Annotated in this window: 27 protein-coding genes and 1 pseudogene; 15 read left to right on the top strand and 13 right to left on the bottom strand. The window is 67.6% G+C overall.

Annotation, left to right across the window (positions count from 1 at the left end; all coding sequences use genetic code 11):
• Nucleotides 1-29 precede the first annotated feature (29 nt).
• Nucleotides 30-398, bottom strand: a pseudogene (locus EH231_RS15615) (aldehyde dehydrogenase family protein); the annotation flags it as partial.
• Nucleotides 399-541: 143 nt separating this feature from the next.
• Between EH231_RS15615 and EH231_RS15610 the strand changes: the two are divergent.
• Genes EH231_RS15610 through EH231_RS15595 form a run of 4 tightly spaced genes read left to right on the top strand, consistent with a single transcriptional unit; the run spans nt 542 to nt 3,628 of the window.
• Nucleotides 542-949: a TOBE domain-containing protein gene (locus EH231_RS15610; RefSeq protein WP_044520079.1), complete on the top strand. Its 408-nt coding sequence runs from the start codon at nt 542-544 to the stop codon at nt 947-949.
• Nucleotides 946-1,731, top strand: a complete 786-nt coding sequence (gene modA, locus EH231_RS15605; protein ID WP_124712728.1) for a molybdate ABC transporter substrate-binding protein — start codon at nt 946-948, stop codon at nt 1,729-1,731. Before EH231_RS15610 ends, modA begins: the two co-directional genes overlap by 4 nt.
• Nucleotides 1,732-1,763: 32 nt before the next feature.
• Nucleotides 1,764-2,765, top strand: coding sequence for an acetyltransferase Pat (locus EH231_RS15600; RefSeq protein ID WP_090427442.1), 1,002 nt, complete (start codon nt 1,764-1,766; stop codon nt 2,763-2,765).
• 56 nt (nt 2,766-2,821) lie between these two features.
• A complete protein-coding gene (locus EH231_RS15595) occupies nt 2,822-3,628 on the top strand; it encodes a shikimate 5-dehydrogenase (protein ID WP_338134368.1) in 807 nt (268 codons plus the stop codon).
• On the opposite strand, the gene lpqN is transcribed toward EH231_RS15595, so the two are convergent.
• A complete protein-coding gene (gene lpqN, locus EH231_RS15590; protein WP_124712727.1) occupies nt 3,618-4,328 on the bottom strand; it encodes an envelope biogenesis lipoprotein LpqN in 711 nt (236 codons plus the stop codon). The two genes, EH231_RS15595 and lpqN, sit on opposite strands and share 11 nt — an antisense overlap.
• Before the next feature lie 144 nt (nt 4,329-4,472).
• A complete protein-coding gene (locus EH231_RS15585) occupies nt 4,473-4,724 on the bottom strand; it encodes a hypothetical protein (protein WP_241178009.1) in 252 nt (83 codons plus the stop codon).
• A 168-nt stretch (nt 4,725-4,892) separates the two neighbouring features.
• Here EH231_RS15585 and EH231_RS15580 point away from each other — a divergent pair, with 168 nt between their 5' ends.
• Nucleotides 4,893-5,570 (top strand): DUF5642 family protein, encoded by a 678-nt coding sequence (locus EH231_RS15580; RefSeq protein ID WP_124712726.1) that lies wholly within the window; start codon nt 4,893-4,895, stop codon nt 5,568-5,570.
• A 29-nt stretch (nt 5,571-5,599) separates the two neighbouring features.
• Nucleotides 5,600-6,274, top strand: coding sequence for a DUF5642 family protein (locus tag EH231_RS15575; RefSeq protein WP_124712725.1), 675 nt, complete (start codon nt 5,600-5,602; stop codon nt 6,272-6,274).
• A gap of 11 nt (nt 6,275-6,285) precedes the next feature.
• On the opposite strand, the gene EH231_RS15570 is transcribed toward EH231_RS15575, so the two are convergent.
• A complete protein-coding gene (locus tag EH231_RS15570) occupies nt 6,286-6,882 on the bottom strand; it encodes an alpha-ketoglutarate-dependent dioxygenase AlkB (protein WP_124712724.1) in 597 nt (198 codons plus the stop codon).
• A gap of 34 nt (nt 6,883-6,916) precedes the next feature.
• Nucleotides 6,917-7,348: a redox-sensitive transcriptional activator SoxR gene (gene soxR, locus EH231_RS15565; RefSeq protein ID WP_090427453.1), complete on the bottom strand. Its 432-nt coding sequence runs from the start codon at nt 7,346-7,348 to the stop codon at nt 6,917-6,919.
• 33 nt (nt 7,349-7,381) lie between these two features.
• Here soxR and arcA point away from each other — a divergent pair, with 33 nt between their 5' ends.
• Nucleotides 7,382-8,587: an arginine deiminase gene (gene arcA, locus EH231_RS15560; RefSeq protein ID WP_124712723.1), complete on the top strand. Its 1,206-nt coding sequence runs from the start codon at nt 7,382-7,384 to the stop codon at nt 8,585-8,587.
• Between the two features lie 13 nt (nt 8,588-8,600).
• Here arcA and EH231_RS15555 read toward each other — a convergent pair whose 3' ends face one another.
• Nucleotides 8,601-10,151 carry a dolichyl-phosphate-mannose--protein mannosyltransferase gene (locus EH231_RS15555; RefSeq protein WP_090427459.1) on the bottom strand — a complete coding sequence of 517 codons (1,551 nt, stop codon included), beginning with the start codon at nt 10,149-10,151 and terminating at the stop codon, nt 8,601-8,603.
• Between the two features lie 24 nt (nt 10,152-10,175).
• Here EH231_RS15555 and rsmI point away from each other — a divergent pair, with 24 nt between their 5' ends.
• A complete protein-coding gene (gene rsmI / locus EH231_RS15550; protein WP_090427462.1) occupies nt 10,176-11,012 on the top strand; it encodes a 16S rRNA (cytidine(1402)-2'-O)-methyltransferase in 837 nt (278 codons plus the stop codon).
• Nucleotides 11,013-11,077: 65 nt separating this feature from the next.
• Complete coding sequence (locus tag EH231_RS15545; protein ID WP_090427464.1) at nt 11,078-11,443, top strand: hypothetical protein; 366 nt, start codon at nt 11,078-11,080, stop codon at nt 11,441-11,443.
• On the opposite strand, the gene EH231_RS15540 is transcribed toward EH231_RS15545, so the two are convergent.
• The 5 genes from EH231_RS15540 to metG form a co-directional block, all read right to left on the bottom strand.
• The gene (locus tag EH231_RS15540) at nt 11,432-12,676 is read right to left on the bottom strand and encodes an aminodeoxychorismate synthase component I (protein WP_090427467.1); all 1,245 of its coding nucleotides are present in this window, start codon (nt 12,674-12,676) and stop codon (nt 11,432-11,434) included. The two genes, EH231_RS15545 and EH231_RS15540, sit on opposite strands and share 12 nt — an antisense overlap.
• Before the next feature lie 20 nt (nt 12,677-12,696).
• Complete coding sequence (locus EH231_RS15535; protein WP_090427470.1) at nt 12,697-13,641, bottom strand: RNA polymerase sigma-70 factor; 945 nt, start codon at nt 13,639-13,641, stop codon at nt 12,697-12,699.
• Nucleotides 13,638-14,825: an NAD(P)/FAD-dependent oxidoreductase gene (locus EH231_RS15530; protein ID WP_090427473.1), complete on the bottom strand. Its 1,188-nt coding sequence runs from the start codon at nt 14,823-14,825 to the stop codon at nt 13,638-13,640. Before EH231_RS15530 ends, EH231_RS15535 begins: the two co-directional genes overlap by 4 nt.
• A gap of 98 nt (nt 14,826-14,923) precedes the next feature.
• A complete protein-coding gene (gene gdhA, locus EH231_RS15525; RefSeq protein ID WP_090427476.1) occupies nt 14,924-16,273 on the bottom strand; it encodes an NADP-specific glutamate dehydrogenase in 1,350 nt (449 codons plus the stop codon).
• 1 nt (nt 16,274) lies between these two features.
• Nucleotides 16,275-17,822 carry a methionine--tRNA ligase gene (gene metG / locus EH231_RS15520; RefSeq protein ID WP_124712722.1) on the bottom strand — a complete coding sequence of 516 codons (1,548 nt, stop codon included), beginning with the start codon at nt 17,820-17,822 and terminating at the stop codon, nt 16,275-16,277.
• Nucleotides 17,823-17,846: 24 nt separating this feature from the next.
• Between metG and EH231_RS15515 the strand changes: the two genes are divergently transcribed.
• The 3 genes from EH231_RS15515 to rsmA all read left to right on the top strand — a co-directional run bounded on the left by EH231_RS15515 (nt 17,847) and on the right by rsmA (nt 20,826).
• A complete protein-coding gene (locus EH231_RS15515; RefSeq protein WP_090427485.1) occupies nt 17,847-18,701 on the top strand; it encodes a TatD family hydrolase in 855 nt (284 codons plus the stop codon).
• Between the two features lie 95 nt (nt 18,702-18,796).
• Entirely contained in the window at nt 18,797-19,924 is a 1,128-nt protein-coding gene (locus tag EH231_RS15510; protein ID WP_090428828.1) for a resuscitation-promoting factor, read from the top strand.
• On the top strand, nt 19,921-20,826 hold the full coding sequence (gene rsmA / locus EH231_RS15505; protein ID WP_090427489.1) for a 16S rRNA (adenine(1518)-N(6)/adenine(1519)-N(6))-dimethyltransferase RsmA: 906 nt from the start codon (nt 19,921-19,923) through the stop codon (nt 20,824-20,826). Before EH231_RS15510 ends, rsmA begins: the two co-directional genes overlap by 4 nt.
• A gap of 58 nt (nt 20,827-20,884) precedes the next feature.
• On the opposite strand, the gene EH231_RS15500 is transcribed toward rsmA, so the two are convergent.
• Nucleotides 20,885-21,751: a serine/threonine-protein kinase gene (locus EH231_RS15500; protein WP_124712721.1), complete on the bottom strand. Its 867-nt coding sequence runs from the start codon at nt 21,749-21,751 to the stop codon at nt 20,885-20,887.
• 55 nt (nt 21,752-21,806) lie between these two features.
• On the opposite strand from EH231_RS15500, the gene EH231_RS15495 reads away from it, so the two are divergent.
• From EH231_RS15495 to EH231_RS15485, 3 genes are all read left to right on the top strand, one after another.
• Nucleotides 21,807-22,775 carry a 4-(cytidine 5'-diphospho)-2-C-methyl-D-erythritol kinase gene (locus EH231_RS15495; protein ID WP_164480906.1) on the top strand — a complete coding sequence of 323 codons (969 nt, stop codon included), beginning with the start codon at nt 21,807-21,809 and terminating at the stop codon, nt 22,773-22,775.
• A 311-nt stretch (nt 22,776-23,086) separates the two neighbouring features.
• On the top strand, nt 23,087-24,721 hold the full coding sequence (locus EH231_RS15490) for a fatty acyl-AMP ligase (protein ID WP_090427499.1): 1,635 nt from the start codon (nt 23,087-23,089) through the stop codon (nt 24,719-24,721).
• A gap of 285 nt (nt 24,722-25,006) precedes the next feature.
• Complete coding sequence (locus tag EH231_RS15485; RefSeq protein WP_321179963.1) at nt 25,007-25,408, top strand: DUF4189 domain-containing protein; 402 nt, start codon at nt 25,007-25,009, stop codon at nt 25,406-25,408.
• 363 nt (nt 25,409-25,771) lie between these two features.
• Here the strand turns inward: EH231_RS15485 and EH231_RS15475 are convergent, their stop codons facing one another.
• Nucleotides 25,772-26,299, bottom strand: a complete 528-nt coding sequence (locus tag EH231_RS15475; protein ID WP_124712720.1) for a DUF6611 family protein — start codon at nt 26,297-26,299, stop codon at nt 25,772-25,774.
• Nucleotides 26,300-26,303: the final 4 nt, after the last annotated feature.

Below are 26,303 nucleotides of genomic sequence, written 5' to 3'. Positions count from 1 at the left end.
GCCCTCGTAGCCGAACTCCTTGCCCATGCCCGACTGCTTGTATCCGCCGTCATCGCGCCCTCGTCCTTGGGGCCGCCCAGCACCAGGTTGTCTCCGATCATCGCAATGCCCTGCACGACGCGTTCATAGACGCTGCGCTGCACAAAGATTCGTGATCCGCATACGCAGCCCTGGCCTGAGTGCACGAAGATGCCCATCGAGGCCATCATGATTGCCATGTCGAGGTCGGCATCTTCGTAGATCAGCACCGGGGACTTACCGCCCAGCTCCAGGGTCACCTTCTTCAGGTTGTCCGCCGAGTCCCGCATGATCTGCTTGCCAACCTCGGTCGAGCCGGTGAAGGCCACCTTCTCCACGTCGGGGTGGGCGGTGATCGCGGCACCCGCGGTGGCGCCATATGGTTCCCTCCGTCGTCGAAATGCTGAGCATCTGCTTAGCGGTCGAAGGGCGGGGCAGTCAAGACCCGCATGTGCGGTTGATATCGGGCGATATCCCTGCATTTGCGGTTGTTGAGCGGGGGTGGTGTCGATACGCTGTCGCGGTGCCAGACATCCGGGTCCGCGAGGCGGCCGAATTGCTCGGGGTCAGTGACGACACCGTGCGGCGCTGGATCGACGACGGATCGCTGCCGGCCCATCTCGACGGCTCCGGGCGCAAGGTGATCGACGGGGCCGCGCTGGCGGCGTTCGCGCGCGCCAACGCCGCTGCGGCGCCAAAGGACCCACTCGGCATCGGCAGCTCGGCCCGCAACCGGTTCGCCGGGCTGGTAACCAACGTCATCGCCGACGAGGTGATGGCTCAGGTGGAGATGCAGTGCGGCCCGTTCACCGTGGTGTCGCTGATGAGCAGTCAGTCGGTACGTGAGCTCGGCCTGGCCCCCGGCAGTATCGCGGTTGCGGTGGTCAAGGCCACGACCGTCATCGTGGAAACCCCGAAAGGACAGTCATGACCCGATCCCGGATGTGCGCCCTGGCCTTGAGTGCGTTCGCTGCCACAGCCTTGATCGGCGGCTGCACCTCGGCCGAGAAAGCACCGGAAACCTCGGGTGCGGCCCAGGGCGGCTCGATCACGGTGTTCGCGGCGGCCTCGCTGAAATCGGCGTTCACCGAGATCGGAGAACAGTTCAAGACCGACAACCCGGGCAGTGCGGTGGAGTTCTCGTTCGCCGGATCCTCGGATCTGGTCACCCAGCTCACCCAGGGCGCCGACGCCGACGTGTTCGCCTCGGCCGACACCCGGAACATGGACAAGGCGGTGGCCGCGGGCCTCGTCGAGGGCGGCGCGGTCAACTTCGCCACCAACACCCTGACCATCGCCGTCGCACCGGGAAACCCCAAGGGCATCAAGTCTTTCGCCGATCTGGCCAAGCCGGGCACCAGCGTCGTGGTGTGCGCACCGCCCGTGCCCTGCGGCGGCGCCACCGAAAAGGTCGAGAAGGCCACCGGCGTCAATCTGTCACCGGTGAGCGAGGAGACCTCGGTCACCGACGTCCTGGGGAAGGTGACCAGCGGACAGGCCGACGCAGGCCTGGTCTACGTCACCGACGCCGCCGGGGCCGGGGACAAGGTCACGGCCGTGGCGTTCCCCGAAGCGGCCCAGGCCGTCAACACCTATCCCATCGCGGTGCTCAAGGACTCCGAGCACGCCGAGCTGGCGCACCGCTTCGTCGACCTGGTGACGGGCGAGGCCGGCCAAAAGGCGCTCGCCAAGGCTGGATTCGCCAAGCCCTGACCGAGCCCGCGGCGGCGCCGTAGCCTGGGTCTGTGGCCGATCTGACCGAGATCAGTGCCGACGACCTGGCGGCGCTGGAATTCTTCGCCGGATGCCGGCCGTCCGTGCTGACGCCGTTGACCGCCCTGCTGCGGCCGCTGTCGGTCCCGGCCGGGCACGTGCTGATCCGGCAGGGTGACCCGGCCCTGACGTTCATGTTGATCGCCTCCGGGCGGACCAGGGTGGTCCATGACGGGCCTGACGGCCACGCCGTGGTCGCCGATCTGGAGCCGGGCCTGATCATCGGTGAGATCGCGCTGTTGCGCGACGCGTCGCGCACCGCCACGGTGACGGCCCTCGAACCGGTGACGGGCTGGGTCGGTGACCGTGAGGCGTTCGAGTTCATCCTGCACCTGCCGGGGATGTTCGACCGCCTGGTGCGCATCGCCCGCCAGCGGCTGGCCGGGTTCATCACCCCCATCCCGGTGCAGGTGCGCAACGGCGACTGGTTCTATCTGCGGCCGGTGCTGCCCGGCGACGTGGAGCGGACCCTCAACGGGCCCGTCGAGTTCTCCAGCGAAACCCTCTACCGGCGTTTCCAATCCGTGCGCAAGCCGACCAAAGCCCTGCTGGAGTACCTGTTCGAGGTCGACTACGCCGATCATTTCGTCTGGGTGATGACCGAGGGAGCTCTCGGGCCGGTCGTCGCCGATGCGCGCGTGGTCCGCGAGGGGCACGATGCGACGACAGCAGAGGTGGCGTTCACCGTCGGTGACGACTACCAGGGCCGCGGTATCGGCACGTTCCTGATGGACGCCCTGGTGGTGTCGGCGGACTACCTTGGTATCCAACGCTTTACGGCGCGGGTACTGAGCGACAACTACGCCATGCGGCGCATCCTGGACCGGCTTGGCGCAGTGTGGGAGCGTGAGGATCTGGGTATTGTGCTCACCGACGTCCCCGTGCCCGCCGTCGACACGCTGAGCATCGAACCCGAGTTGGCCGCGAAGATCAAAGACGTTACCCGTCAGGTGATCCGGGCGGTAAGCCAGTGAGCCGGCCACCGCTGACCGCCGGTGGCCGGAGGCCACCGTTAAGTAAAGACACCCGGGTGTGCATCTCGCTGGCCGCCCGACCCAGCAACATCGGCACCCGGTTCCACAACTATCTCTACGACGAACTCGGCCTCGACTATCTCTACAAGGCTTTCACCACAACCGATATCGCCGCGGCGATCGGTGGAGTGCGGGCGCTGGGTATCCGCGGCTGTTCGGTGTCGATGCCATTCAAGAAGGACGTCATGGCTCTCGTCGACGAGATCGAACCCTCGGCGCTGGCGATCGATGCGGTCAACACCATCGTCAACGACCTGTCGGCGCCCGGCGGCCGGTTGGTCGCCTCCAACACCGACTATCTGGCGGTGCAGGAGCTCATCGAGCGGTTGGACCCGGGCGATGCCGTGCTGATCCGCGGCAGTGGCGGCATGGCCAAGGCGGTCGGGGCGGCGCTGCGGGACAAGGGGTTCCGCAGCGGAACCGTCATCGCGCGCAATGCGGAGGCCGGGCGCGAACTGGCCGGGATACTCGGCTACGACTACGCACCAGATGTCGGCACGTTGACCGCACCCATCCTGGTCAACGTCACCCCGATCGGGATGGCCGATGGACCCGACGAGCACCGCAGCGCATTCGAACCGGCCACCATCGAGTCGGCCCGCGCGGTGGTCGACGTCGTGGCCATGCCCGCCGAAACCCCGCTGATCACCGCGGCCAGGGCGGCCGGTCTGCCGGTCATCACCGGAGCCGAGGTGATCGCGCTGCAGGCAGCGGAACAATTCGAGCGCTACACGGGGGTGCGGCCGACGACTGAGCAGGTGGCCGCGGCATCGGCCTTCTCCAGGCAGTCGCCTACGGCGTGATGACCGTCTGCTCGTCGATCGCCGCCGTCGCATCCATCAGCGGACCCATCTGATCCTCGGTGCCATCGGCGTTGAACTGCAACACGAACAGCCCGTCGGAAGCGGGGATCACCACGGTCTTCTGGGCGATCAGCCGGGTGGCGCCGTCCTTCACGTAGGTGCCGCCGATCTGATATGCCTCGAATCCGCTCAGTTCGTCCGCCGAACCGTCGCCCTGGTTCTCATAGCCCGGCAGGTTCCTGATCTCGTTTGGGGCGTACTCCAGGATCTTGGCCGGGTCCACGTCGCCGGTCAGTTTGGACATCAGCGCGATGATCGACGGCGGATCTGCGGCAAACTCGGGATCGGTGGACACGATTGCGCCCCAGGCCCATTCGGGCGCCGACGAACCCGCGTCCGTCCAGCCTTCGGGAATCGGCATGTCCAGGTTGGGTGTGCCCGGATCGCCGCGGTGCACCGCCGTCTCGGTGATGTTGTTGTCGCGGATGTAGTCGACGATCGTGTACTGGTGCCCGGCCGTGGGGGTATGGGTGTCGTCGGCCTTGGTCTTGGTCGGTTCGGTGCTGGCTTCGCTGCTCCCGCTGGCCCCCGTCGCCTCAGTTGCCGTGCCGGTCACCGTCTTGCCGCCGCAGCCGGCCAGCATGACCCCGAGCGCGACGGCGGCGATGGCGATTCCGCCGGCCCTCATTGAGCTGGTCATCGGTCTCCAATCGGTTGGACGCCCCGGTGAGGCGCAACTGATTTGCACGATAAACGCTCTACTGGGAAATGGCTGGCAGAAGCCGCAGTCTTACGGCACAACATTTTGCACAGTGAAATGTCGGGTCGTTCGGGTCGGGTGCCGTCAGCACTTCGCCGACAAGTACACCGTCTGGTGGAGAGTGCGAGCCGGGCGCAGCGACGTGACGGTGCAGCGGTCCAGTGCCGCCATCCCGTCCCGGTAGATCACGACGTCGTAGCCTTGACGTTCCAGTTCGTCTGCCGTGTCCTGCGCAGATCCGACTCCCGATGGCGCGGCCAGGGTCGTCGCTGGGAAACCCAGGGCGAGAGCCGACAATGCACCGCCTGCCAACACAGCTCCCGTCAATCCGTACACCTGTTCTGCCCCTCATCGTTCTTCGACGTACTTGTGCCAACCAGTCCTGCGGCGATTAAATTCCGCTGTATCGCAACACTTGTCGTGTTGTCAGCGGTGAAAATCAAGTTGACAACCGGCGCTGTGGCCGTCCTCGACAGCAAACCCGGGCTGTGGTATCAAAACGCCGTGCGCGTTTTCGCCGTCGCGGCGGCCCTGCTGGTGTGCACCGCAGCATGTGGACCGCGGCCGGCACCGGAACCTACGCCGACATCGTCGGGGCCTCAGACCACCGGCAATGTCGTCACGGTGAGCCCGGCCCGCATCGACCGGGTGCGCCAGGACCTGCCACCCGGTTACGAGGTGGTGGGAATCGACCCGCGAGCCACCCCGGTATCGCTGTGGGGCTTCGGCCCGGACTGGACGGCCGACCCCGCGGAATGCGCTGCGCCGGCGGCTCCTGAAACCGATCCCGCCCGCGGCTGGTCGGCCTCGGGGCCCGGCGGCATCGTCTATGCCGCCGTGGCGAAGGTGACGGGTGCGACCGCCGAATCCGGGCCCGACGCGCCGTGCGAACAGTGGAGTGTGTCGGGCGGGCATTCGGTCGGAACTGTCACTCCGGTCGAGGCTCCGGTGGTCGAGGGCGCGGTGACCGCCGGGATGGCGACGGCCGTCACCACCGTCGTCGAGGGCGGCACCGAAACGCGATCCCACGCCGACACGTTCACCGCCGATCTCAACTCCGAGACGGGTGGCTACCACCTGTTCATCACCGTCATCACCGACCCCGGATCGCCCAATCCCGCGCTCGACCGCGCGTTCACCTCCGACCTGCTGGTGAAAACGGTTTCGGCGTTACGCGGCTGAGTCGGCACTGCCAGGTAAGTTGACCAGCGATGTGGAACCGCAACGTCTTACTCGCCGCCGCCGGCGTCCTCGCCTGCGCCACCGGATTGGTCGCCTGCGGTCAATCTGACCAGTCGAACTCCGCCCACTCGGACATCGCCAACGTCGCCAAGGTGCGCTCCAGCTTCGGCCCGGAGTTCAAGGTGTCCGATGTCGCCCCGACCGGGATCGACCCGAAAATGCTGGCGCCGCAAAAGATGCCACCCGGGGTGAAGATCGACCCTGCCGATTGCGCGAAGTTCGCCGAAGGCCAGTCGTTGCCGGAGGGGCTGAAGGGCAACATGGCCGCCACCACGGCCGAAGGGGCGGGTAACCGGTTCATCGTGCTGGCCGTAGAGACCTCTGAGCCGGTCCAGTTGAACGACCCGGGCGATGCGTGCAAACAGGTGAAATTCCTGGGCCCCGGTATGCGCGGACAGGTGGACGTGGTCGAAGCCCCACAGATCGAGGGGGTCCGCACGACCGGAACCCACCGCATCGTGCAGACCGTGGTGGGTGGCCAGCCGCGCACCGGCGAGTTGTACAACTACGTCGCCAGTTTCGACACGTTCCTGGTGATCGTCACCGCCAACCCGCTGGTGGAGCCGGGCAAGCCGGTGTCACCGGTGGACGACAAGCGGGCCCGCGACCTGCTCAGCACCGCGGTGGCCAACGTCCGGGGGTAGTCCGCGGACCCTCAGCGCACGTCTTGCGGGCGGAACTGGATGCTGATGCGCGGCCCGACCAGGCTGGTGGTCTTCGGAATCGAATGCTCCCAGGTGCGCTGGCACGAGCCGCCCATCACCAACAGGTCGCCGTGGCGGTGCTGTAGCCGCAGGGCATGACCGCCGCCGCGCGGGCGCAGTGCGAAAACCCTTGTCGCGCCCAGCCCGACGATGGCGACCATGGTGTCCTCGGTGCGGCTGCGGCCGACGGTGTCGCCGTGCCAGGCCACGCTGTCGTTGCCGTCGCGGTACAGACACAGGCCCGCGGTGGTGAACGGTTCACCGAGTTCCCCGCCGAAGGTGTCGTTGAGCCTGCGCCGGATCTGCTTGAGCCGGGGGTGTGGCACCGGTTCGTTGATCAGGTCGTGAAAGCTGACCAGCCGCGGCACCGCCACCACGCGGTCGTACATCTCGCGTTCTTCGGACCGCCAGGGGATCCCGTCCATCAACTCCTCGAACAGCGAGTCGGCATCGGGCAACCAGCCCGAGCGCAGTTCAACCCAGGCGTCGTTGCCGAGTCGACGACGTTCAGCGTGCTCGAACAGTGAGCCTTGCAACGCCAGCTCCATGCGCGCGAGTGTATCGCACAGACGTTCGATTGCGTTAGAGGCGGGAGGCGCCCGGGCCGCGCTCGGCGAGGACGTCGCCGGGGTTGGTCAGCAGGCAGGTCTTGAGGCTCAGGCAGCCGCAGCCGATGCAGCCGGTCAGGTTGTCGCGCAACCGTTGTAGGTGCAGGATGCGGTCGTCGAGGTCCTGGCGCCAGCCGGCCGAGAGCCTGGCCCAGTCCTTGCTGGTCGGGATCCGGTCGTCCGGCAGGCTGGACAGCGCGTCGCGGATGCGGGCCAGCGGTATGCCCAGGCGCTGCGACATCCGGATGAATGCCACGCGGCGCAGCGTCTCGCGGGCATAGCGGCGTTGGTTCCCCGAGGTGCGGCGGCTGGCGATCAAGCCCTCGCGCTCGTAGAAGTGCAGTGCCGACACCGCCACGCCGCTGCGGAGCGACATCTCGCCAGGAGTTAACTCGTGCGTCTCCATACACCTCAACCATAGTTGAGTTAACGTCATTGCGTGGAGACTGCGGCGTTCGGTTCCAATTCTGAGGTCGGCACGCTGCGCGCCGTGATCCTGCACCGGCCGGGGCCGGAGTTGCAGCGGCTGACGCCACGCAACAATGACGCCCTGCTGTTCGACGGCTTGCCGTGGGTGGCCAAGGCGCAACGTGAGCACGACGCCTTCGCGGCGGTGCTGCGTTCCCGCGGCGTCGAGGTGCTGCTGCTGGCCGATCTGCTGACCGAGGCGCTGGCCAGCGGTGCGGCGCGGATGCACGGGATCTCCGCTGCCGTCGACGCGCGGCGTCTGGGTGTGCCGCTGGCCCAGGAGCTTTCGGCCTATCTGCGCACCCTGCCGCCGGTCGATCTGGCACACATCCTGATGGCCGGCATGACCTTCAACGAGGTGCCTTTTCACGGTGCCGAACTGTCACTGGTGCGCCTGATGCACCACGGCGGCGATTTCGTGATCGAGCCGCTGCCCAATCTCCTGTTCACCAGGGATTCGTCGTTCTGGATCGGCCCGCGCGTGGCCATCACCTCGCTCGCGCTGCCGGCCCGGGTACGCGAAACCTCGCTGACCGACCTGATCTACGCGCACCATCCGCGGTTCCTCGGCGTCCGGCGGGCGTACGAGTCGCGCTCTGCTCCTGTCGAGGGCGGCGACGTGCTGCTGCTGGGGCCCGGGGTGGTCGCGGTCGGGGTGGGGGAGCGGACCACGCCCGCCGGTGCCGAAGCGTTGGCGCGCAGCCTTTTCGACGACGACCTGGCCCATACGGTGCTGGCGGTGCCGATCCGGCAGGAGCGTGCCCAGATGCACCTGGACACCGTGTGCACCATGGTCGACGTCGACGCGGTCGTGATGTACCCGAACATCGTGGACTCGTTGTCGGCGTTCACCATTCACCGAACCGAGGCCGGGATCCGGATCGACGACGAGGTGCCTTTCGTGCAGGCGGCCGCCGACGCGATGGGAATCGAGCAACTGCGGGTGATCGACACCGGGCTCGATCCCGTGACCGCCGAACGCGAGCAATGGGACGACGGCAACAACACCCTGGCCCTGGCGCCTGGGGTGGTGGTGGCCTACGAGCGCAACTCGGAAACCAATGCCCGGCTGGCTGATTCGGGTATCGAAGTGCTGCCGATCGAAGCTTCGGAGCTGGGCACCGGTCGCGGCGGGCCGCGCTGCATGTCGTGTCCGGCGGCGCGGGACCTGCTCTAGATCGCAGGCAATCTCAACGCCAGCTCGGCAACCAGATCTCCAGGTTCCAGGTCGACTGCGAAATCGGGATGCCCGTCAGGATCGGGTACAGCCACGCGAAGTTCGCGATCACGAGTGCCACGTAGAAGCACACCACCAGCAGTCCCAACGTCCGGCGTTCCGGGTTCTGCCTGGGTTGATACAGGATGTCGCCGAGGATCAGCGCGATCGCCAGCACCAGGAACGGCGCCATCACGGTGGCGTAGAAGAAGTACATCTGCCGGTCGATGTCGAAGAACCAGGGCAGGAAGCCGGCCGCGTATCCGACCAGAACCACGCCGTAGCGCCAGTCCCGCCGTACCACGGCCCGCCACAGCGCCCACCCGAGCACCGGCACCGCGATGAACCACATCGCCGGGGTGCCCACCAGCATCACGGCTTTCACGCACGACTGCGTGCCGCACCCGGCCACGTCGTGGTTGTCGATCGCATAGAGGACCGGCCGCAAGGACATCGGCCACGTCCACGGTTTGGATTCCCACGGGTGGTGGTTGCCGTCGGCGTTGGTCAGTCCGGCGTGGAAATGGTAGGCGGCATAGGTGTAGTGCCACAGCGAGCGCAGCGCGTCGGGCAGCGGGATGATGCTGTTCTCGCCGATGGACTGGCCGGCCTCGTACCGGTTGACGCCGGTCTCGGAGGCGAACCACGGCCCGTACGACGCCAGGTACACGGCGAACGGGATCAGACCGAACACGTACGCGGCCGGCCCCAGATCACGGTGCAGCACGCCCCGCCACGGTGCCGGCACGTGGTACTGCTTGCGCGCGATCGCGTCGAGCACGAGGGTCATGACGCCGAAGAACGCCACGAAGTACAGCCCGGACCACTTGGTGGCGCAGGCCAGACCGAGCAGGACGCCCGCACCGAATCGCCACCACCGCACGCCCAGCCGGGGACCCCACGGCGTCTCGGCGATACGGCCCTCCATGAACGCGTTGTGCATGCGGTGGCGCACGTCGTCGCGGTCCACCATCAGGCAGGCGAACGCGGCCACCACGAACACCACCAGGAACACGTCCAGCAGCGCCGTGCGGGCCGAGACGAAGCTGACCCCGTCGGCGATGATCAGCAGCCCGGCAATGCCGCCGACAAGGGTGGAGCGGCTGATCCGGCGCGCGATCCGCACCACCAGCAGCACGATGATCACACCGCACAGCGCTCCGGAGAATCGCCAGCCCAGCCCGTTGTAGCCGAACAGCGCCTCACCGATCGCGATCAGCTGCTTGCCCACGGGCGGATGCACCACCAGCCCGTAGCCCGGGTTGTCCTCGACCCCGTGGTTGTGCAGCATCTGCCAGGCCTGCGGCGCGTAGTGCTTCTCGTCGAAGACGGGCGTGCCGGCGTCGGTCGGCGAGCCCAGGTTGAGGAACCGGCTGATCGCGGCCAGCGCGGTGATGATCGCCGTCATCAACCAGCCCTGCAGCCGGTCCGTCGGCCCGAAATCCGGGGCCGGGATCAGGGGCGCTGGGCTGATCAACGGGACCGAGCGACCAGCCGTCGGGGTATCGGTGGCGGTGGCGGTCACGCAAGCGATCGTAGGCTGTCGGTCGTGACACCCGGCAAACTACTGATCGGCGCCACGCCGCTGGGCCGGCCCGACGACGCGTCGACGCGGCTGGTCGAGGCGCTGCGCACGGCCGACATCGTGGCGGCCGAGGACACCCGGCGCGTCCGTGGTCTGGCCCAGTCGCTCGGCGTGCAGCCGTCCGGCCGGATCCTGAGCTTCTTCGACCAGAACGAGGCGAGCCGGGTGCCGGGCCTGGTCGAGGAGATCGCGGCGGGCGCGACGGTACTGGTGGTCAGCGACGCCGGGATGCCCTTGATCAACGACCCCGGCTACCGCCTCGTCGCGGCCTGTGCCGAGGCGGATCTGCCGGTGTCCTGTCTGCCGGGCCCCAGTGCGGTGACGACGGCGCTGGCGGTGTCCGGGCTGGCCTCGGACCGGTTCTGCTTCGAGGGCTTCGCCCCGCGCAAACACGCCGCCCGGCTGGCCTGGCTGCAGACCCTTGCGGCCGAACCGCGCACCAGTGTGTTCTTCGAATCTCCGCGCCGCCTGGGCGAGACACTGCGCGACGCCGTCGAGGTGCTGGGCCCGCAGCGGCGCGCGGTGGTGTGCCGCGAGCTGACCAAGACCCATGAGGAGATCCGCCGCGGCACCCTGGCCGAGCTCGCCGAGTGGGCTGCCGACGGCGTGCTGGGGGAGATCACCGTGGTGCTGGCCGGGGGCACCCCGACCGTCGAGCTGCCCGATCTGGTGGCCGAGGTCGAGGAACTGGTGGCCGACGGGATCCGGGTCAAGGACGCCTGTGCGCAGGTGATCGCCGCGAACCCGGGAGCGCCGTCACGGCGCGAGCTCTACGACGCCGTGCTGCGCGCCCGGGACTGATACCCCGTTTACAGTCGCCCATTTTGGTGCATCTGACGGTGCGAGGCACCGGTTAGGGTTTCGGCATGGGTCCGGATTTCTCAACGGTCGATTCTGCGGAAAAGGCCGAACAGCTTTGTGCGCAAGGGCAACTGGAACGGATGTTCCTCATGCCGGTCGAATTCGGCGGGCAGGATCACGTTCAGAATGTGGTGTACTGCCCGATCGGGTCAGCGGCGGAGAAGGCGGATGTCGATCTCAACATCATCGCCGCCCTCATCCAGGACGGGAAGGTTCAGGCGTACTCGGCGGTGCCGGTCTATGAAGGCAACAGCTTCGTGCCCGTCGCCGTCGACATCTCCGCCTGGCACCCCGAGTCTCCGGACACCGGCGCGTTCAACGCGAGGGTCGCGATGTGGGGATCGGCTCTCCTGCCCGACTCAGCCCCCTGACGAAAGCTGGTGGCTCTGACCGGACAACTCGACGATCGACGCTGACTTGTGCAGGCACTCATCCCATTCCGCGTCGACGTCGGAATCGGCGGTGATGCCGCCGCCGACGCCGAGGACCGCCGACCCGTCGGCGCCGAACTCCACGGTGCGGATCGCCACATTGAGTTCGCAACCCGCCACGGGTGAGGCCAAACCGACTGTGCCGCAATAGACGCCGCGCCGCGCCGGTTCCCACTGCTGCAGCAGCTGGCGGGCCCGCCGCTTCGGGGTGCCGGTCACCGAGGCCGGCGGGAAGGTGGCGTCCAGCAGTGCACTCGTCGGAAGCTGCACGGGCACCTCGGCGGTGACGGTCGAGACCAGATGCCAGACTCCGGGCGCCGGATGTACCGCGAGCAGTTCGGGCACCGTCACGCTGCCGGTGGTCGCCACCCGTCCCAGATCGTTGCGCACCAGGTCGACGATCATGACGTTCTCGGCGACGTCCTTGACCGAGGCCAGCAGAGCGGCCGGATCGGCCGAGGACGGCAACGTGCCCTTGATCGGGCTGGAGGTCACCGCGGTGCCTACCCGGCGCAGGAACAACTCCGGTGACAGCGAGGCCACCGCACCCCAGTTTCCGGCCACGTATGCGGCCCGCGACGGCGCCGTCCGGGCCACCGCCTCGGTGAAGAAATCGATGGGCTCGCCGTCGATGCGGCCGGTGAATCTGGTGCACACGCAGGCCTGGTACACCTCACCCGCCGCGATGGCCTCAAGGCAGGCCAGCACGCCCCGGCGGTGATCGTCGCGATCGGGGGCAACCCAGGTGAGGGCGTAGCCGTGTGGCCCCGCCGGCTCCAGCGCTCGCAGCCAGGTGGGAAGTTCTGCGCCACTGAGGCTTTCGAACCACCAGTGGCCGTCGGCATCCTGCCGCAGTACGCAGTCCGACCAGCCGCCGGCGGCCACCGGGATGCGCGGGGGTTCACCGTCGGCGCCCGGGTCCGGGTAGCAGAGGTAACCGAACCAGCCGCCACCCACACTGCCTGCCGGTCCCGTGGCGTCCTGCGCCACCTCGAAGCAGGTTTCCGGCGCCACCGGGGCCACCGACAGCGAGGGCGCGATCACCGCACGTGAGCCGAACCAGTCGCCGATCACCGCGGCCGGCGGCGCCAGGCCCGCGGCCCGGGCGGCCGCGGCGACACCGCGCAGCACCGCCGGGGCATCGCCCAGGGCGCCGAGCCGCTCGATCCGCATGCCACCAGCGTGGCAGAACCTCAGCGGCTGATCACCCGCGGGCTGTCCACGCCCGTCAGCTTGTCCGGATTGCGCATCGCGTAGAAGTGGGTGATCTTGCCGTCGATGACCTCGATGGTGAAGACCCCTTCCATCCCGGCGTCGCTGCGGATCATCACCGCGGGCTCGCCGTTGCAGGTGATGCGCTCGAACGCCAGCCCCGGGACCCGCTCGCCCGCACGGAACAAGCCGACCAGCATCGCCGCGACCTTCTGCGCGCCCACGACGGGCCGCCGGGCCGCACTGGCCTTGCCGCCGCTGTCGGCGGTGTACACCGCATCGGGCGCCAACAGTGCCAGCAGTCCGTCCATGTCGCCGGTCGCCGCCGCGGTCAGGAACTCCTCGGTGACCCGGTTGGACTCGTCGAGGTCGACGGGCTCGAACCGCTTGCGTCGGGACTGCACATGCTCGCGGGCCCGATGCGCCATCTGACGCACCGCGCTCGCGGATTTGTCGATGGCCACCGCGATCTCGTCGTGGCTGAAACCGAACACCTCGCGGAGCACGAACACCGCGCGCTCATCGGGCGTGAGTGTTTCGAGCACCACCAGCATGGCCATCGAAACCGATTCGGCCAGAACCACATCCATTGAAGGGTCGCGGGCGTCGCCGATATTGTCCGCCGCCAGCAGCAGCGGTTCGGGCAGCCACGGACCCACATATTCCTCACGGCGCCGCGACTGGGCCCGAAGGGCGTTGAGTGCCTGCCGGGTGACGAGCTGAGCCAGGAACGCCTTGGTATCACGCACCGTCGCCAGATCGACCTCGGCCCAGCGCAGGTAACTCTCCTGCAGCACGTCATCGGATTCCGTTGCCGTCCCGAGGATCTCGTACGCGATGGTGAACAACAACGGCCGCAGCAGCGTGAACCGTTCGGCGTGCTCGTTCGAGTTCGAGGTCGAGTTACCTGCGCCAGAGGGGTTCATCGGACCAGTGTCCCCTGCTGTGCCTCGGCCAGCTGACGCGCCCGGTTGTCACCCTTGAACCAGAAGTACGAGCCCGGTTTGACGCCCTCCTTGCGCAGGAACGTCAGGGTCGCCCGGCAGACCTGCTCCTTGAAGAAGGCGCCGGTCCGACCGCCGATGAAGACACGGCGTGGGCTGTCGTCGGAGTGGCAGAGCTGCACTGTGCCGTAGCTCCGTCCGACGCTCACGCACTGCCCGGCGAACGCCTGGTTGATCACCTTGGGCTCGGCGCCCGCGATGCGGGCCAGCACGGTGTTGGCGGCCTGGACTCCCAACGGGCCCGCCGACTGGCAGCTCATCCGCAGCGGAACCCCCGACGGTGAGGCCGCATCGCCGGCGGCGACGATGTGCTCGTTGTCGACGCTGGTCAGGGTTTCGTCGGTGAGTAGCCGGCCCAGCACGTCGGTGCGCAGCCCGCTGGCCGCGGCCAGCCCGGGAACCCCGAACCCGGTGGTCCACACAGTCACCGCGCTGGGCAGCCGGTTGCCGTCGGCCAGTGTGATGGCGTCGGGTTCGACCCCGGTCACCAGCACCTCGGGCCCGTCGATGATCGAGACGCCGAGCTTGGTCAGCGCCTTGACGATCGAGCGACGGGCGCCTGCACCCACCGAGGCGCCGACCACATCGGTGACGAGCGTGACGTTGCGGCCTGCCTCGGCGAACTCGCTGGCTGCCTCGATGCCGGTCAGTCCGCCGCCGACCACGACCACAGGGGCCGACATCGGCACGTCCTGCAGCCGGGCGCGCAGCCGCTGGGCCTGTTCCAATTCCGAAAGCGGATAAGCGAATTCCGCGGCACCGGGCACCGAGGCGGGCACTCCGCCGGTGCTGCCGACGGCGTAGACCAGATAGTCGTAGTCGAGCACCTCGCCGGAGGCCAGCTGCACCTGCCGGATGTCGGCATCGATGCGCTCGGCGCCGTCGACCAGCAGCCGGACCCCGCCGCCCAACAGCGTGTCGTAAGCCGCGGTGGCGCCGTGGTTTCCAGCGGCCAACTGGTGCAGCCGGATCCGCTCGACGAACTCGGGCCGCGGATTGACCAGCGTGACAGCCACTCCCGGTGTGCCCTGCAGTCGGTTGGCCGCCAGCACCCCGGCGTAACCTCCGCCGATCACGATCACTCGGGTGTCCTGCGTCGCGCTCATGGTGTCTCCTCTCAAAGGCTTGTGCCCTCAAGACACCGCGCAACCCGCGTTTGTGACAGCCGCCGCGGTTATGTGACCCACATCACGCGAAGATGTCCTTAGACCAGCCCCAGCGCGAGCATCGCGTCGGCCACCCGGATGAAGCCCGCGATGTTGGCGCCCGCCACGTAGTTGCCCGGCTGGCCGTACTCGTCGGCGGTGGCCAGGCACCGGTCGTGGATGCGCCGCATGATCTCGGCCAGCCGCGCCTCGGTGTCGTCGAAGTTCCACGAATCCCGCGAGGCGTTCTGCTGCATCTCCAGCGCGCTGGTGGCCACGCCGCCCGCGTTGGCGGCCTTGCCCGGGGCGAACCTCACCCCTGCCTCCTCGAAGAACTTCACCGCCTCGGGGGTACACGGCATGTTGGCGCCCTCGGCCACGATCTGGCAGCCGGAGTTGATCAGCATGGTCGCGTCGGTGCCGGAGACCTCGTTCTGGGTGGCGCAGGGCAGCGCGATGTCGCACGGCACCTCCCACACACTGCGGCCTGTCACGACCTCGGCCGCGCCGCCACGGGCCTCCGCGTAGTCCTCGATGCGGCCCCGGCGCAGCTCTTTGACCTCCTTGAGCAGGTCGAGGTCGATGCCCTTCTCGTCGCGCACGTAGCCGCCGGAGTCCGAGCAGGCCACGACGGTCCCGCCCAGCGCGTGCACCTTCTCGATCGCGTAGATCGCCACGTTGCCCGAGCCGGACACCACGACCTGCTTGCCCTCGAAGGACTGCCCGCTGGAACGGAGGATCTCGTCGACGAAGAAGACGGTGCCGTATCCGGTGGCCTCGGTGCGGACCTGCGATCCGCCCCAGGTGAGCCCCTTGCCGGTGAGCACACCGGATTCGTAGCGGTTGGTGATCCGCTTGTACTGGCCGAACAGGTAACCGATTTCACGCATGCCGACGCCGATGTCGCCGGCCGGGACATCGGTGTACTCGCCGATGTGGCGGTAGAGCTCGGTCATGAAGGACTGGCAGAACCGCATGATCTCGGCATCGGAGCGGCCCTTGGGGTCGAAGTCCGATCCGCCCTTGCCGCCGCCGATCGGCAGGCCGGTCAGCGAGTTCTTGAAGATCTGCTCGAAGCCCAGGAACTTCACGATGCCGAGGTAGACCGACGGGTGGAATCGCAGGCCGCCCTTGAACGGTCCCAGCGCCGAGTTGAACTCGACGCGGAAGCCGCGGTTGATCTGCGCGGCGCCGGAGTCGTCGTGCCACGGCACGCGGAAGATGATCTGGCGCTCGGGCTCGCACAGCCGGCGGATGATGGCGCCGTCGGCGTACTCGGGATGCTTGGCGACCACGGGGCCGAGGCTGGTCAGCACCTCGTAGACGGCCTGGTGGAACTCCTGCTCGCCGGCGTTGCGCTGCCCTACTTCCTCGTAGATCGCCTGCAGTTTCTCATGTAGTCCAGCCATGTCAGTCCATCTGGTAGCGGGGGAAAACCCCAGTCGGAGCGGGCAATTCGGTACCGGGCTTGATCCGGGTACCGATCGAGTCGAAGTCGCGTGCGTCGGACGGCTGGCCGAGCAGGTCGAGCAGCTTGGCCGTCGAGTCCGGCATCACCGGCTGCGTGAGCAGCGTCGCGATGCGCACCACTTCGAGCGTCGTGTAGAGCACCGTACCGAACCGCTGCTGGTCGGCCGCGTCCTCGGACTTGCGCAGCACCCACGGCTCCTGCGCGGAGAAATAGCGGTTCGCCGCGCCCAGCACCGACCAGATGGCTTCCAGCGCAAGGTGCATCGCCGGCACCTCGTAGTGCGCGCGCACCTGCTCGAGCAGGGCGTCGGCCGCGCTCAACAGCGCCGTGTCGTCGTCGGTGAACGGTCCCGGGTCGGGCACCACGCCGTCGAGGTTCTTGGCCACCATCGACAGCGAGCGCTGCGCCAGGTTGCCCAGCTCATTGGCCAGGTCGGCGTTGATCCGGCCGATGATGGCTTCCTCGCTGTAGCTGCCGTCCTGGCCGAAGGACACCTCGCGCAGGAAGAAGTACCGCACCTGATCGAGCCCGAAGGTGTCGACGAGCGCGATCGGGTCGACGACGTTGCCGACCGACTTGCTCATCTTCTCGCCCTTGACGTTGATGAAGCCGTGCGCGAAAACCCGTTCGGGCAGCGCGATCCCGGCCGACATCAGGAACGCCGGCCAGTACACGGTGTGGAACCGGATGATGTCCTTGCCGATCATGTGCAGCTTGGCCGGCCAGTACTTTTGAAAGGTCTGCGATGTCTCGTCCGGAAAGCCCACGCCGGTCAGGTAGTTGGTCAGCGCGTCCACCCACACGTACATCACGTGGTCGGGGTGGTCGGGGACCGGCACGCCCCAATCGAACGTGGTGCGCGAGATCGACAGATCCTTCAGCCCGCCGGAGACGAAGCTGACGATCTCGTTGCGGCGCACATCGGGCCCGATGAATTCGGGGTGGGCCTGGTAGTGGGCCAACAGTCGCTCGGCGTAGTCCGACAACCGGAAGAAGTAGGTCTGTTCTTCGGTCCAGGTGACCGGCGTGCCCGTCTCGATCGCGGTGCGGGTGCCGTCGGGCCCTTCGGTGGTCTCGTCCTCGGCGAAGAAGCGCTCGTCGCGCACCGAGTACCAGCCGGAGTAGGCGCCCAGGTAGATATCCCCGGCCTCGTTCATCCGGCGCCAGATCTCCTTGGACGCCTCATAGTGATCGGCGTCGGAGGTGCGGATGAACCGGTCGAAGGAGATGTTGAGCTTCTCCTGCAGCCGCTGGAACACATCGGAGTTGCGGTTGGCGAGCTCGGCTGCCGAGATGCCCTCGGCTGCGGCCGTCTCGGCCATCTTCTGGCCGTGGACGTCGGTACCGGTCAGGTAGCGCACGTCGAAGCCGTCGAGTCGTTTGAACCGGGCGATCGCATCGGTGGCGACGTACTCGTAGGCGTGCCCGATGTGCGGCGCACCGTTGGGATAGGCGATGGCCGTAGTTATGTAGAAAGGCTCACTCATTTGGTCCCACCTTATGGTGTTGCGGTGGGTTCGAAACGCTCAGCCAGGGAGAAGCCGCCAGCCCCCGAGCCGTTGGCTCCGCTGGTCGATGCACACACCCATCTAGACGCCTGCGGTGCGCAGACCGCTCAGGACGTCCGCGCGATCATGGATCGTGCGGCCGCCGTCGGGGTGGGCCAGGCGGTCACCATCGCCGATGATCTGGACTCGGCGCGCTGGGTGACCACGGCCGTGGAGGCCGATGAGCGGGTGTTCGGGGCGGTGGCGTTGCATCCCACCCGGGCCAATGCGCTCGACGATGCGGCCAAGGCGGAGCTGGAGCGGCTGGCCGCCCATCCGCGTGTGGTGGCGGTCGGGGAGACGGGGTTGGACCTGTACTGGCCGGGCAAGTTGGACGGCTGCGCGACGCCGGCCGAGCAGCGCGAGGGCTTCGCCTGGCACATCGACCTGGCCAAGCGCACCGGTAAGCCGCTGATGATCCACAACCGCGACGCCGATGCCGAGGTGCTCGACGTGCTGCGCGCCGAAGGGGCGCCCGAGACAGTGATCTTCCACTGTTTTTCCTCGGGACCGGAGATGGCCCACATCTGTGTCGAGGCCGGCTGGGTGCTGAGCCTTTCGGGCACGGTCAGCTTCAAAAATGCCTCTGAGCTGCGCGAAGCTGCCCGGCTGATCCCGCCCGGCCAGCTGCTGGTCGAGACCGACGCGCCGTTTTTGACTCCTCACCCGTTCCGCGGAGCACCGAACGAGCCGTACTGCCTGCCATACACTGTGCGGGCACTCGCAGAGTTGCTGGAGCGGCCCGCCCTGGAGGTCGCGTCCGAGACCGCAGCCACTGCGGCGCGGGTGTACGGACTTAACGGGAGCGGCCGGGCCTAGTTGCCGGGTGTGACCCGATTCGTTACCGTCTTGTGATCAAAGCTCAACCGCCGGCGGTGATGCATGCCGTCCGAACCGGGGAGAAACCGAGAACCGTGGACGCGCTCAACAAAATTCATGAATCCCGATCACCGCTGCTGCGAGGCGTGGTGGGAGCCCTGCTGGTCACACTGACCGCCGCCGGGGGTTACGCCGTCGGATCGCACAAGACCGTCACGCTGAGCGTCGACGGCGCACCGATGACCGTGACGACGATGAAGTCCCGGGTGATCGATGTCGTCGAGGAGAACGGATTCGCGGTCGGCGATCGCGACGATCTCTACCCCGCTGCCGACGAGTCCGTGCACCAGGCCGACACCATCGTCCTGCGCCGCAGCCGGCCGCTGCAATTGTCGTTGGACGGTAACGACAGCAAGCAGGTGTGGACCACCGCCTCGACCGTGGATGAGGCCCTGGCGCAGCTGAAGATGACCGACAAGGCACCTGCCGCGGCATCCCGCGGCAGCAGGGTGCCGCTGGGCGGTATGGCACTGCCCGTGGTGAGCGCCAAGACGGTCCGGATCGACGACGGTGGCGTCGTGCAGACGGTCCACCTGGCCGCCCCGAATGTGGCCGGTCTGCTCGCCGCCGCAGGGGCGCCGCTGGAGCAGAACGACACCGTGGTTCCGGCGGCATCAGCCCCGGTCACCGAGGGTATGCAGGTTCAGGTGACCCGTATGCGCATCGAGAAGGTCACCGAGCGTGTGCCGTTGGCCCCGGGCAACAAGCGGATCGAAGATGTCGAGCTGAACATGAGCCGCCAGATCGTCGAGGACCCGGGCGCCCCCGGCACCCAGGACGTGACCTATGCGGTGGCCAAGGTGAACGGTGTGGAGACCGGCAGGCTGCCAGTAGCCAATGTCGTGATCGACCCGGCGCGCGACGGCGTGCTGCGGGTCGGAGCAAAGCCGGGCACCGAAGTTCCGCCGGTTACCAACGGCTCCGCCTGGGATGCGCTCTCGCAGTGTGAAGCGGGAGGTAACTGGGCTATCAACACTGGTAACGGGTTCTACGGCGGCGTTCAATTCGATCAAAACACCTGGGAGCGACAGGGTGGTCTGCGGTATGCTCCGAGGGCCGATCTGGCGACTAGAGAAGAGCAGATTGCGATTGCTACGGTGACGCAGGCCCGGCAGGGATGGGGAGCTTGGCCAGTGTGTAGTGGGAGGATTGGGGCGCGCTGACTATTCGACTGCTCGGGCGGACCGAGATACGACGCTTGGCGAAAGAAATCGACTTTCGGCCACGCAAGGCCTTTGGCCAGAACTTCGTTCACGATGCCAACACCGTTCGGCGCATTGTGTCGGCTTCCGGGATTCACCGGAGCGACCATGTGCTGGAGGTCGGACCGGGTCTGGGGTCGCTGACCCTGCCCCTGTTGGACCGTGGCGCCAGGGTGACCGCAGTGGAGATCGACCCGGTGCTGGCCAAGCAATTGCCGGCCACCATCGCCGATCACTCCCACAGCGAGATCAACCGGCTCACCGTCATCAACCAGGACATCCTGACGCTGATGCCGTCTGATCTGACCGATCAGCCGACCGCGCTCGTGGCGAACCTGCCGTACAACGTGGCGGTGCCTGCGCTGCTGCACCTGTTGGCCGAGTTCCCGTCGATCCGGACGGTGATGGTCATGGTGCAGGCAGAGGTGGCCGAGCGGCTGGCGGCTGAACCCGGTGGCAAGGACTACGGCGTACCCAGTGCCAAGGTGCGTTTCTACGGAAACGTGCGCAGGCACGGGATGGTGTCGCCGACGGTGTTCTGGCCGATTCCGCGGGTGTACTCCGGACTGGTCCGCATCGACCGGTACGAGACGTCGCCGTGGCCGACGGACGCCGCGTTCCGCGATGAGGTGTTCAGGCTCATCGACATCGGATTCGCACAGCGGCGCAAGACCTCCCGCAACGCGTTCGCCGACTGGGCGGGTTCGGGCAACGAGTCGGCCGAGCGGCTGCTGGCCGCCAGCATCGACCCGTCGCGCCGTGGCGAGACGCTCGGCATCGCGGACTTCGTCCGGCTGCTGCAGCGGGCCAAGGAAGCCGAGGGCGAGGCCGCGGCAAAGGTCGAAGCGGCGCAACAGGCCTAGGCTCCTGCGTTCGACGTGAACAAGATCGCGAGATTCTTCGAGGATCTCGCGATCTTCTTCATATCGGGGACCCGATCGCGCCGGTGATCAAGCTGACGAACTCCGAACACGAGTCGTGGCGCCGGTCGGGTTCCTTGGCCATCGCCTTGGCGATGATCGAGTCCGCCGCGTGTGGAATCCAGCTGCACCGCTGCGAAATTCGTGGCGGTCGGCTGTACAGCTGATGGTCGATCAGGGCTATTGCGGTCTCCGCGGTGAAAGGTGGCGACCCGGTCAGCAGCTCAACCGTCGTGCACGCCAGCGCGTACTGATCCGTGGCTGCCGACGGTGTTCTCCCGACGAGCAGTTCTGGTGCCGAATAGGGCAGTGACGCTTGGATGTTCGGGTGCGGCTGGCGTGCCTGACGGGTGATGCGCCGGGCCGGGTCGAGGCTCATGCGCCCGGAACGATCGTGGGCCAGCCGGGCGGCGACATCCTCGGCCATCGAGTGCGCGACGCCGAAGTCGATCAGCACTGCCCTCGAAAACGGATGATCGACAAGGATATTGGCGGGTTTGACGTCGCAGTGCACGATTCCGCGCCGGTGGGCCAGATCGAGCGCCCCCGCGATCTGGGTCAACGCGGAGAGCCGGTCCGGGATGTCGGGCAGGTTGTTCACCGTGCCGCCGCCGAGGAACTCCATCGCCAGCCAGCCCGGGCCTGACGCGTACACCGTGACGACGTTCGGGTGGGCGAGCTGGCGGGCGAAGTCGAACTCGCGTTGCAGCCGGGCGAGGTGGGCCGGTTGGCGGTGCTGATCATCGAGCACCTTGAGTGCGACGGTGGCCCCGTCGGGATCGCGGGCCAGGTATACGACGGCGGAGCCGCCTTTCCCCACGACTTTCACCGCGGTGTATCCCGCGACGATCACCTCGGCTGAGGGCACCGTCTCAGCTTAAGTTCACCGACAACCACGGGTGAGCGGCGATAGTGTCGTGGCCGTGTCAGCATCTGACGGCAGTACCGCGTCCGAGTGGGTCCCCACCGGTTCTGTCACCGTGCGCGTCCCCGGCAAGGTGAATCTGTACCTGGCCGTCGGCGATGAGCGCGACGACGGTTACCACGACCTCACCACGGTGTTCCACGCCGTGTCGCTCCTGGACGAGGTGACGGTGCGCAACGCCGACATGTTGTCGCTGACGGTCGAGGGGGAGGGCGTGGAGTCGGTGCCCACCGACGAGCGCAACCTGGCCTGGCGCGCCGCCGAGCTGCTGGCCGAGCACGTGGGCCGGTCGCCGGACGTCGCGATCAGCATCGACAAGTCGATCCCGGTGGCCGGCGGCATGGCCGGCGGCAGTGCGGACGCGGCCGCGGTGCTGGTGGCGATGAACACGCTGTGGGAGCTCGGGGTGCCCAGGCGCGATCTGCACGCCCTGGCCGCCCAGCTGGGCAGCGACGTCCCGTTCGCGCTGCACGGCGGCACGGCGCTGGGCACCGGCCGCGGTGAAGAGCTGGCCACGGTGCTGGCCCGAAGCACCTTCCACTGGGTGCTGGCATTCGCGCACAAGGGCTTGTCCACCCCGAAGGTGTTCGGCGAACTGGACCGGTTGCGTGCGGACACCTCGACAGGAGGCCCGCCGCGGGCCGAGGAGCCTGAGCCGGTGCTGGCCGCGCTGGCGTCCGGTGATCCGGCCGAACTCGCTGTGCTGCTGGGCAACGACCTGCAGCCGGCGGCACTGAGCCTGTACCCCGACCTGCGCCGGACGCTGCGTGCCGGTGTGGAGGCCGGCGCGCTGGCCGGCATCGTGTCCGGGTCGGGTCCGACGTGCGCGTTCCTGTGCCCGTCTTCGACGTCTGCGGTGGACGTCGGCGCGGAGCTGGCCGGGGCGGGGGTGTGCCGGACGGTGCGGGTGGCCAGCGGCCCGGTGAGCGGTGCCCGGGTCGTCCCGGAGCCGTCGACGTCGCCCTGAGGACTGTGACGCAGACCTCAATTAACGCGAGGGTTTGGCCAGTTACTTAAGGGTCTCTTAAGATGAGCGGCGGTGAATGCTAGCGATCTTGCATCGGATGCGACTTGTGCGCCCGCCGCCCGTCACGGTGGGCGGTCGCGGAGCCGTATACGCGGCACTGGGGCATCACCTTTTCGAGACATAACTGCTCCCCAATCGTGTGCGCGCGCCTACCCAAAAGCGGTGTGCAGCGGGCGGAGCATGGATAACCGGGCAACTGCACCTGGCGCACTGTCGCTGGTGTCGGGGCCGCGGAAGCCAAGGAGGTCGTCGTGAGCAGATTCACCGAGAAGATGTTCCGCAACGCTCGTGAGAGCAAGCGCGGCATGGTGACCGGTGAGCCGCATGAGCCGGTTCGCCACACCTGGGGTGAGGTTCACGAGCGGGCCCGGCGCATCGCAGGCGGTCTGGCCGCCGCGGGTATCGGTCACGGCGACGCCGTCGGCGTGCTGGCCGGCTTCCCCGTCGAGATCGCGCCGACCGCGCAGGGCGTGTGGATGCGCGGCGCGAGCCTGACCATGCTGCACCAGCCGACCCCTCGCACCGACCTGGCGGTGTGGGCCGAGGACACCATGAACGTGATCGGCATGATCGAGGCCGACGCCGTCGTCGTCTCCGAGCCGTTCCTGGTGGCCATCCCGGTGCTCGAGGAAAAGGGCATCAAGGTCGTCAAGATCGCCGATCTGCTGGCCGCCGACCCGATCGACCCGGTGGAGACCGGCGAGGACGATCTGGCGCTGATGCAATTGACGTCCGGGTCTACTGGATCGCCTAAGGCAGTCCAGATCACGCACCGCAACATCCACTCCAATGCCGAGGCGATGTTCATCGGCGCGGAGTACGACGTCGACAAGGACGTCATGGTGAGCTGGCTGCCCTGCTTCCACGACATGGGCATGGTCGGCTTCCTGACCATCCCGATGTACTTCGGCGCCGAGCTCGTCAAGGTCACGCCGATGGACTTCCTGCGCGACACGCTGCTGTGGGCGAAGCTCATCACCAAGTACAAGGGCACCATGACCGCGGCGCCGAACTTCGCCTACGCGTTGTTCGCCAAGCGGTTGCGCCGTCAGGCCAAGCCGGGCGAGTACGACCTGTCCACCCTGCGGTTCGCCCTCTCGGGTGCCGAGCCGGTGGAGCCGGCCGACGTCGAGGACCTGCTCGATGCCGGCAAGCCGTTCGGCCTGCCCTCCTCGGCGATCCTGCCGGCCTATGGCATGGCCGAGACCTGCCTGGCCGTGTCGTTCTCCCCGTGCAACGCCGGCCTGGTGGTCGACGAGGTCGACGCCGACCTGCTGGCCGCGCTGCGCCGCGCCGTGCCCGCCACCAAGGGCAACACCCGCCGGCTGGCCTCACTCGGCCCGCTGCTGAAGGACCTCGAGGCCCGTGTCGTCGACGAGCACGGCGACGTGATGCCCGCCCGCGGTGTCGGCGTCATCGAGCTGCGCGGCGAATCGCTGACCCCCGGCTACATCACCATGGGCGGCTTCCTGCCGGCCCAGGATGAGCACGGCTGGTACGACACCGGCGACCTCGGGTACATCACCGAAGAGGGCAACGTCATCGTGTGTGGTCGCGTCAAGGACGTGATCATCATGGCCGGGCGCAACATCTACCCGACCGACATCGAGCGGGCCGCCGGCCGCGTCGAGGGCGTCCGCCCGGGCTGCGCCGTCGCGGTGCGGCTGGATGCCGGGCACTCGCGCGAGACATTCGCCGTCGCCGTGGAATCCAACGCCTGGCAGGATCCGGCCGAGGTGCGTCGTATCGAGCACCAGGTGGCCCACGAGGTTGTCTCCGAGGTCGACATGCGTCCCCGCAACGTCGTGGTGCTCGGCCCCGGCAGCATCCCGAAGACCCCGTCGGGCAAGCTGCGTCGCGCCAACTCGGTGTCCCTGGTCACCTAGCTTTCAGCTTCTTTCACCGCGAGCGTGCGCGTCTGCAGCGCGGCACGCCGCTCGCGGGCAACACTTTTGCGCGCGAGCAGGCGCCTTCGGCTGTGCCTTATCACGACACGCCAGATTATGTCGTGCTTTTCATGAAATCGATGTGCGCTCGGCCTGAATTGGCGATGAATGCAACGGCAGCACAGTCAATTTGCTCATCGTTAACGCATTGTTTGCGTATTCTGACGCAGAAACCACTTTGAAGAGAGGACCGGAATGGTCAAATCCCGATGGGTTTCGGCGATCTTGGGCGCGGGCGTTATTGCTGCCGGGATTACCGCGGGCACCGCGTGGGCGGGTGGTCCCGGTGGTTATGTCGAGGACCCCGAAGATATTTTTGCTGCTGTCGGCACCGGCGAATTCATCGACACCATAGCGGGTTTCACCGCTACCGGTGATACGAGCGAAGAGGCCTCGGCGGCGGTGATCGCCGCCTGCCAGAACGCGGGAGGTGTGGAGTGCACCGCTGACGAGGTGACCAACGACAACCTCTGCATCGTGTCCGTCGCGAGCGACAGCAACCACGTGGTGGCCGGCGGTGCCGGGGCGACGGTCGAGGCTGCCCGTCAGGATGCATTCAACCGGGCGGCGGCGAACAACACCCCGCTCGATGCGGATTCCCCCGTCGTCGTATCGGCGTGCCCGTGATGAGCGGGCGGACGGTCGTAGCCCGGAAAGGGAAGGACAAGATGACTGGTCGCGGCAAGTTTGCATTCTTGATGGCGAGTTTGGCTGCCGTATCGGTCGTTTCGGCTCCGGTTGCGAGTGCCCGACCGACCTGCCAGGACACGGCCACCAAGACGATCTGCACGACCAACGGCAGCACCTCGATCAAGGCCAGACCGGGAACGACGGCGCCGCCTGCCAATCAGCCGGTGTTCCCGTGGCTGGGCATGCCTGGGGCTCGCCGCTAGCCACTGGCCGAGTCGGTACCAAGCACCCGCGAGCGGGCGCGTCCTTCCGTGACGCGCCCGCTCGTGGCTGTTACGGCGCCGTCGTGCGCGCGCGACATCAGTTGCTGTGCTGAGTATTCGCGGGCTTGTCGGCATGCATCCGGTCATAGACCCGCCACCAGATCAGCTCGTGGTCGACGGCGGTGATGTCCCCGCGGTCGCGGCATTCGTCGGCGTGTAGCAGCTCCGCGGCCAGCACGACCAGGCGCTCGCGGGCGGCTGCCGATCCCGGATCGTCGCAACCGGCCATCGTCGCCGCGCTCAGTGTTCGCACGCGGTGGTACGCACCGCCGGACAGTCCGAGCGCGACGGCTCCGGTGGTGAGGAACACCGCGGTGGACACGCCGAACGCCGGCCAGGGCGACATCTGCCCGCTCAGCCACAGCTGGCACAGCAGCCACACGAACATTCCCCACAGCGGCCAGCCCCGGGCCAGTCGCACCAGGCGGCGCTCGGCGGTACCGATGCCGGGCGGGTACACCACCAGCCGGTAGTAGGTGATGCCGAAACGGCCGGGCCTGACCTGCACGCAACCCCACTCCCGGGAACCGTCGAGCAATGGGCTCAGTAGCCGGATGCCGTCCATATAT

Source organism: Mycolicibacterium nivoides (genome assembly GCF_003855255.1).
Lineage (GTDB): Bacteria > Actinomycetota > Actinomycetes > Mycobacteriales > Mycobacteriaceae > Mycobacterium > Mycobacterium nivoides.
Note: the sequence above shows the minus strand (reverse complement) of the source record. Positions and strands in the feature narration are given on the sequence as shown.

Coding starts and splice junctions, on each gene's coding strand:
- modA (WP_124712728.1), top strand. CDS start 946: ATGACCCGATCCCGGATGTGCGCCCTGGCCTTGAGTGCGTTCGCTGCC.
- lpqN (WP_124712727.1), bottom strand. CDS start 4,328: ATGACCAGCTCAATGAGGGCCGGCGGAATCGCCATCGCCGCCGTCGCG.
- EH231_RS15575 (WP_124712725.1), top strand. CDS start 5,600: ATGTGGAACCGCAACGTCTTACTCGCCGCCGCCGGCGTCCTCGCCTGC.
- EH231_RS15570 (WP_124712724.1), bottom strand. CDS start 6,882: ATGGAGCTGGCGTTGCAAGGCTCACTGTTCGAGCACGCTGAACGTCGT.
- soxR (WP_090427453.1), bottom strand. CDS start 7,348: ATGGAGACGCACGAGTTAACTCCTGGCGAGATGTCGCTCCGCAGCGGC.
- EH231_RS15545 (WP_090427464.1), top strand. CDS start 11,078: ATGGGTCCGGATTTCTCAACGGTCGATTCTGCGGAAAAGGCCGAACAG.
- EH231_RS15540 (WP_090427467.1), bottom strand. CDS start 12,676: ATGCGGATCGAGCGGCTCGGCGCCCTGGGCGATGCCCCGGCGGTGCTG.
- EH231_RS15535 (WP_090427470.1), bottom strand. CDS start 13,641: ATGAACCCCTCTGGCGCAGGTAACTCGACCTCGAACTCGAACGAGCAC.
- EH231_RS15530 (WP_090427473.1), bottom strand. CDS start 14,825: ATGAGCGCGACGCAGGACACCCGAGTGATCGTGATCGGCGGAGGTTAC.
- gdhA (WP_090427476.1), bottom strand. CDS start 16,273: ATGGCTGGACTACATGAGAAACTGCAGGCGATCTACGAGGAAGTAGGG.
- metG (WP_124712722.1), bottom strand. CDS start 17,822: ATGAGTGAGCCTTTCTACATAACTACGGCCATCGCCTATCCCAACGGT.
- EH231_RS15475 (WP_124712720.1), bottom strand. CDS start 26,299: ATGGACGGCATCCGGCTACTGAGCCCATTGCTCGACGGTTCCCGGGAG.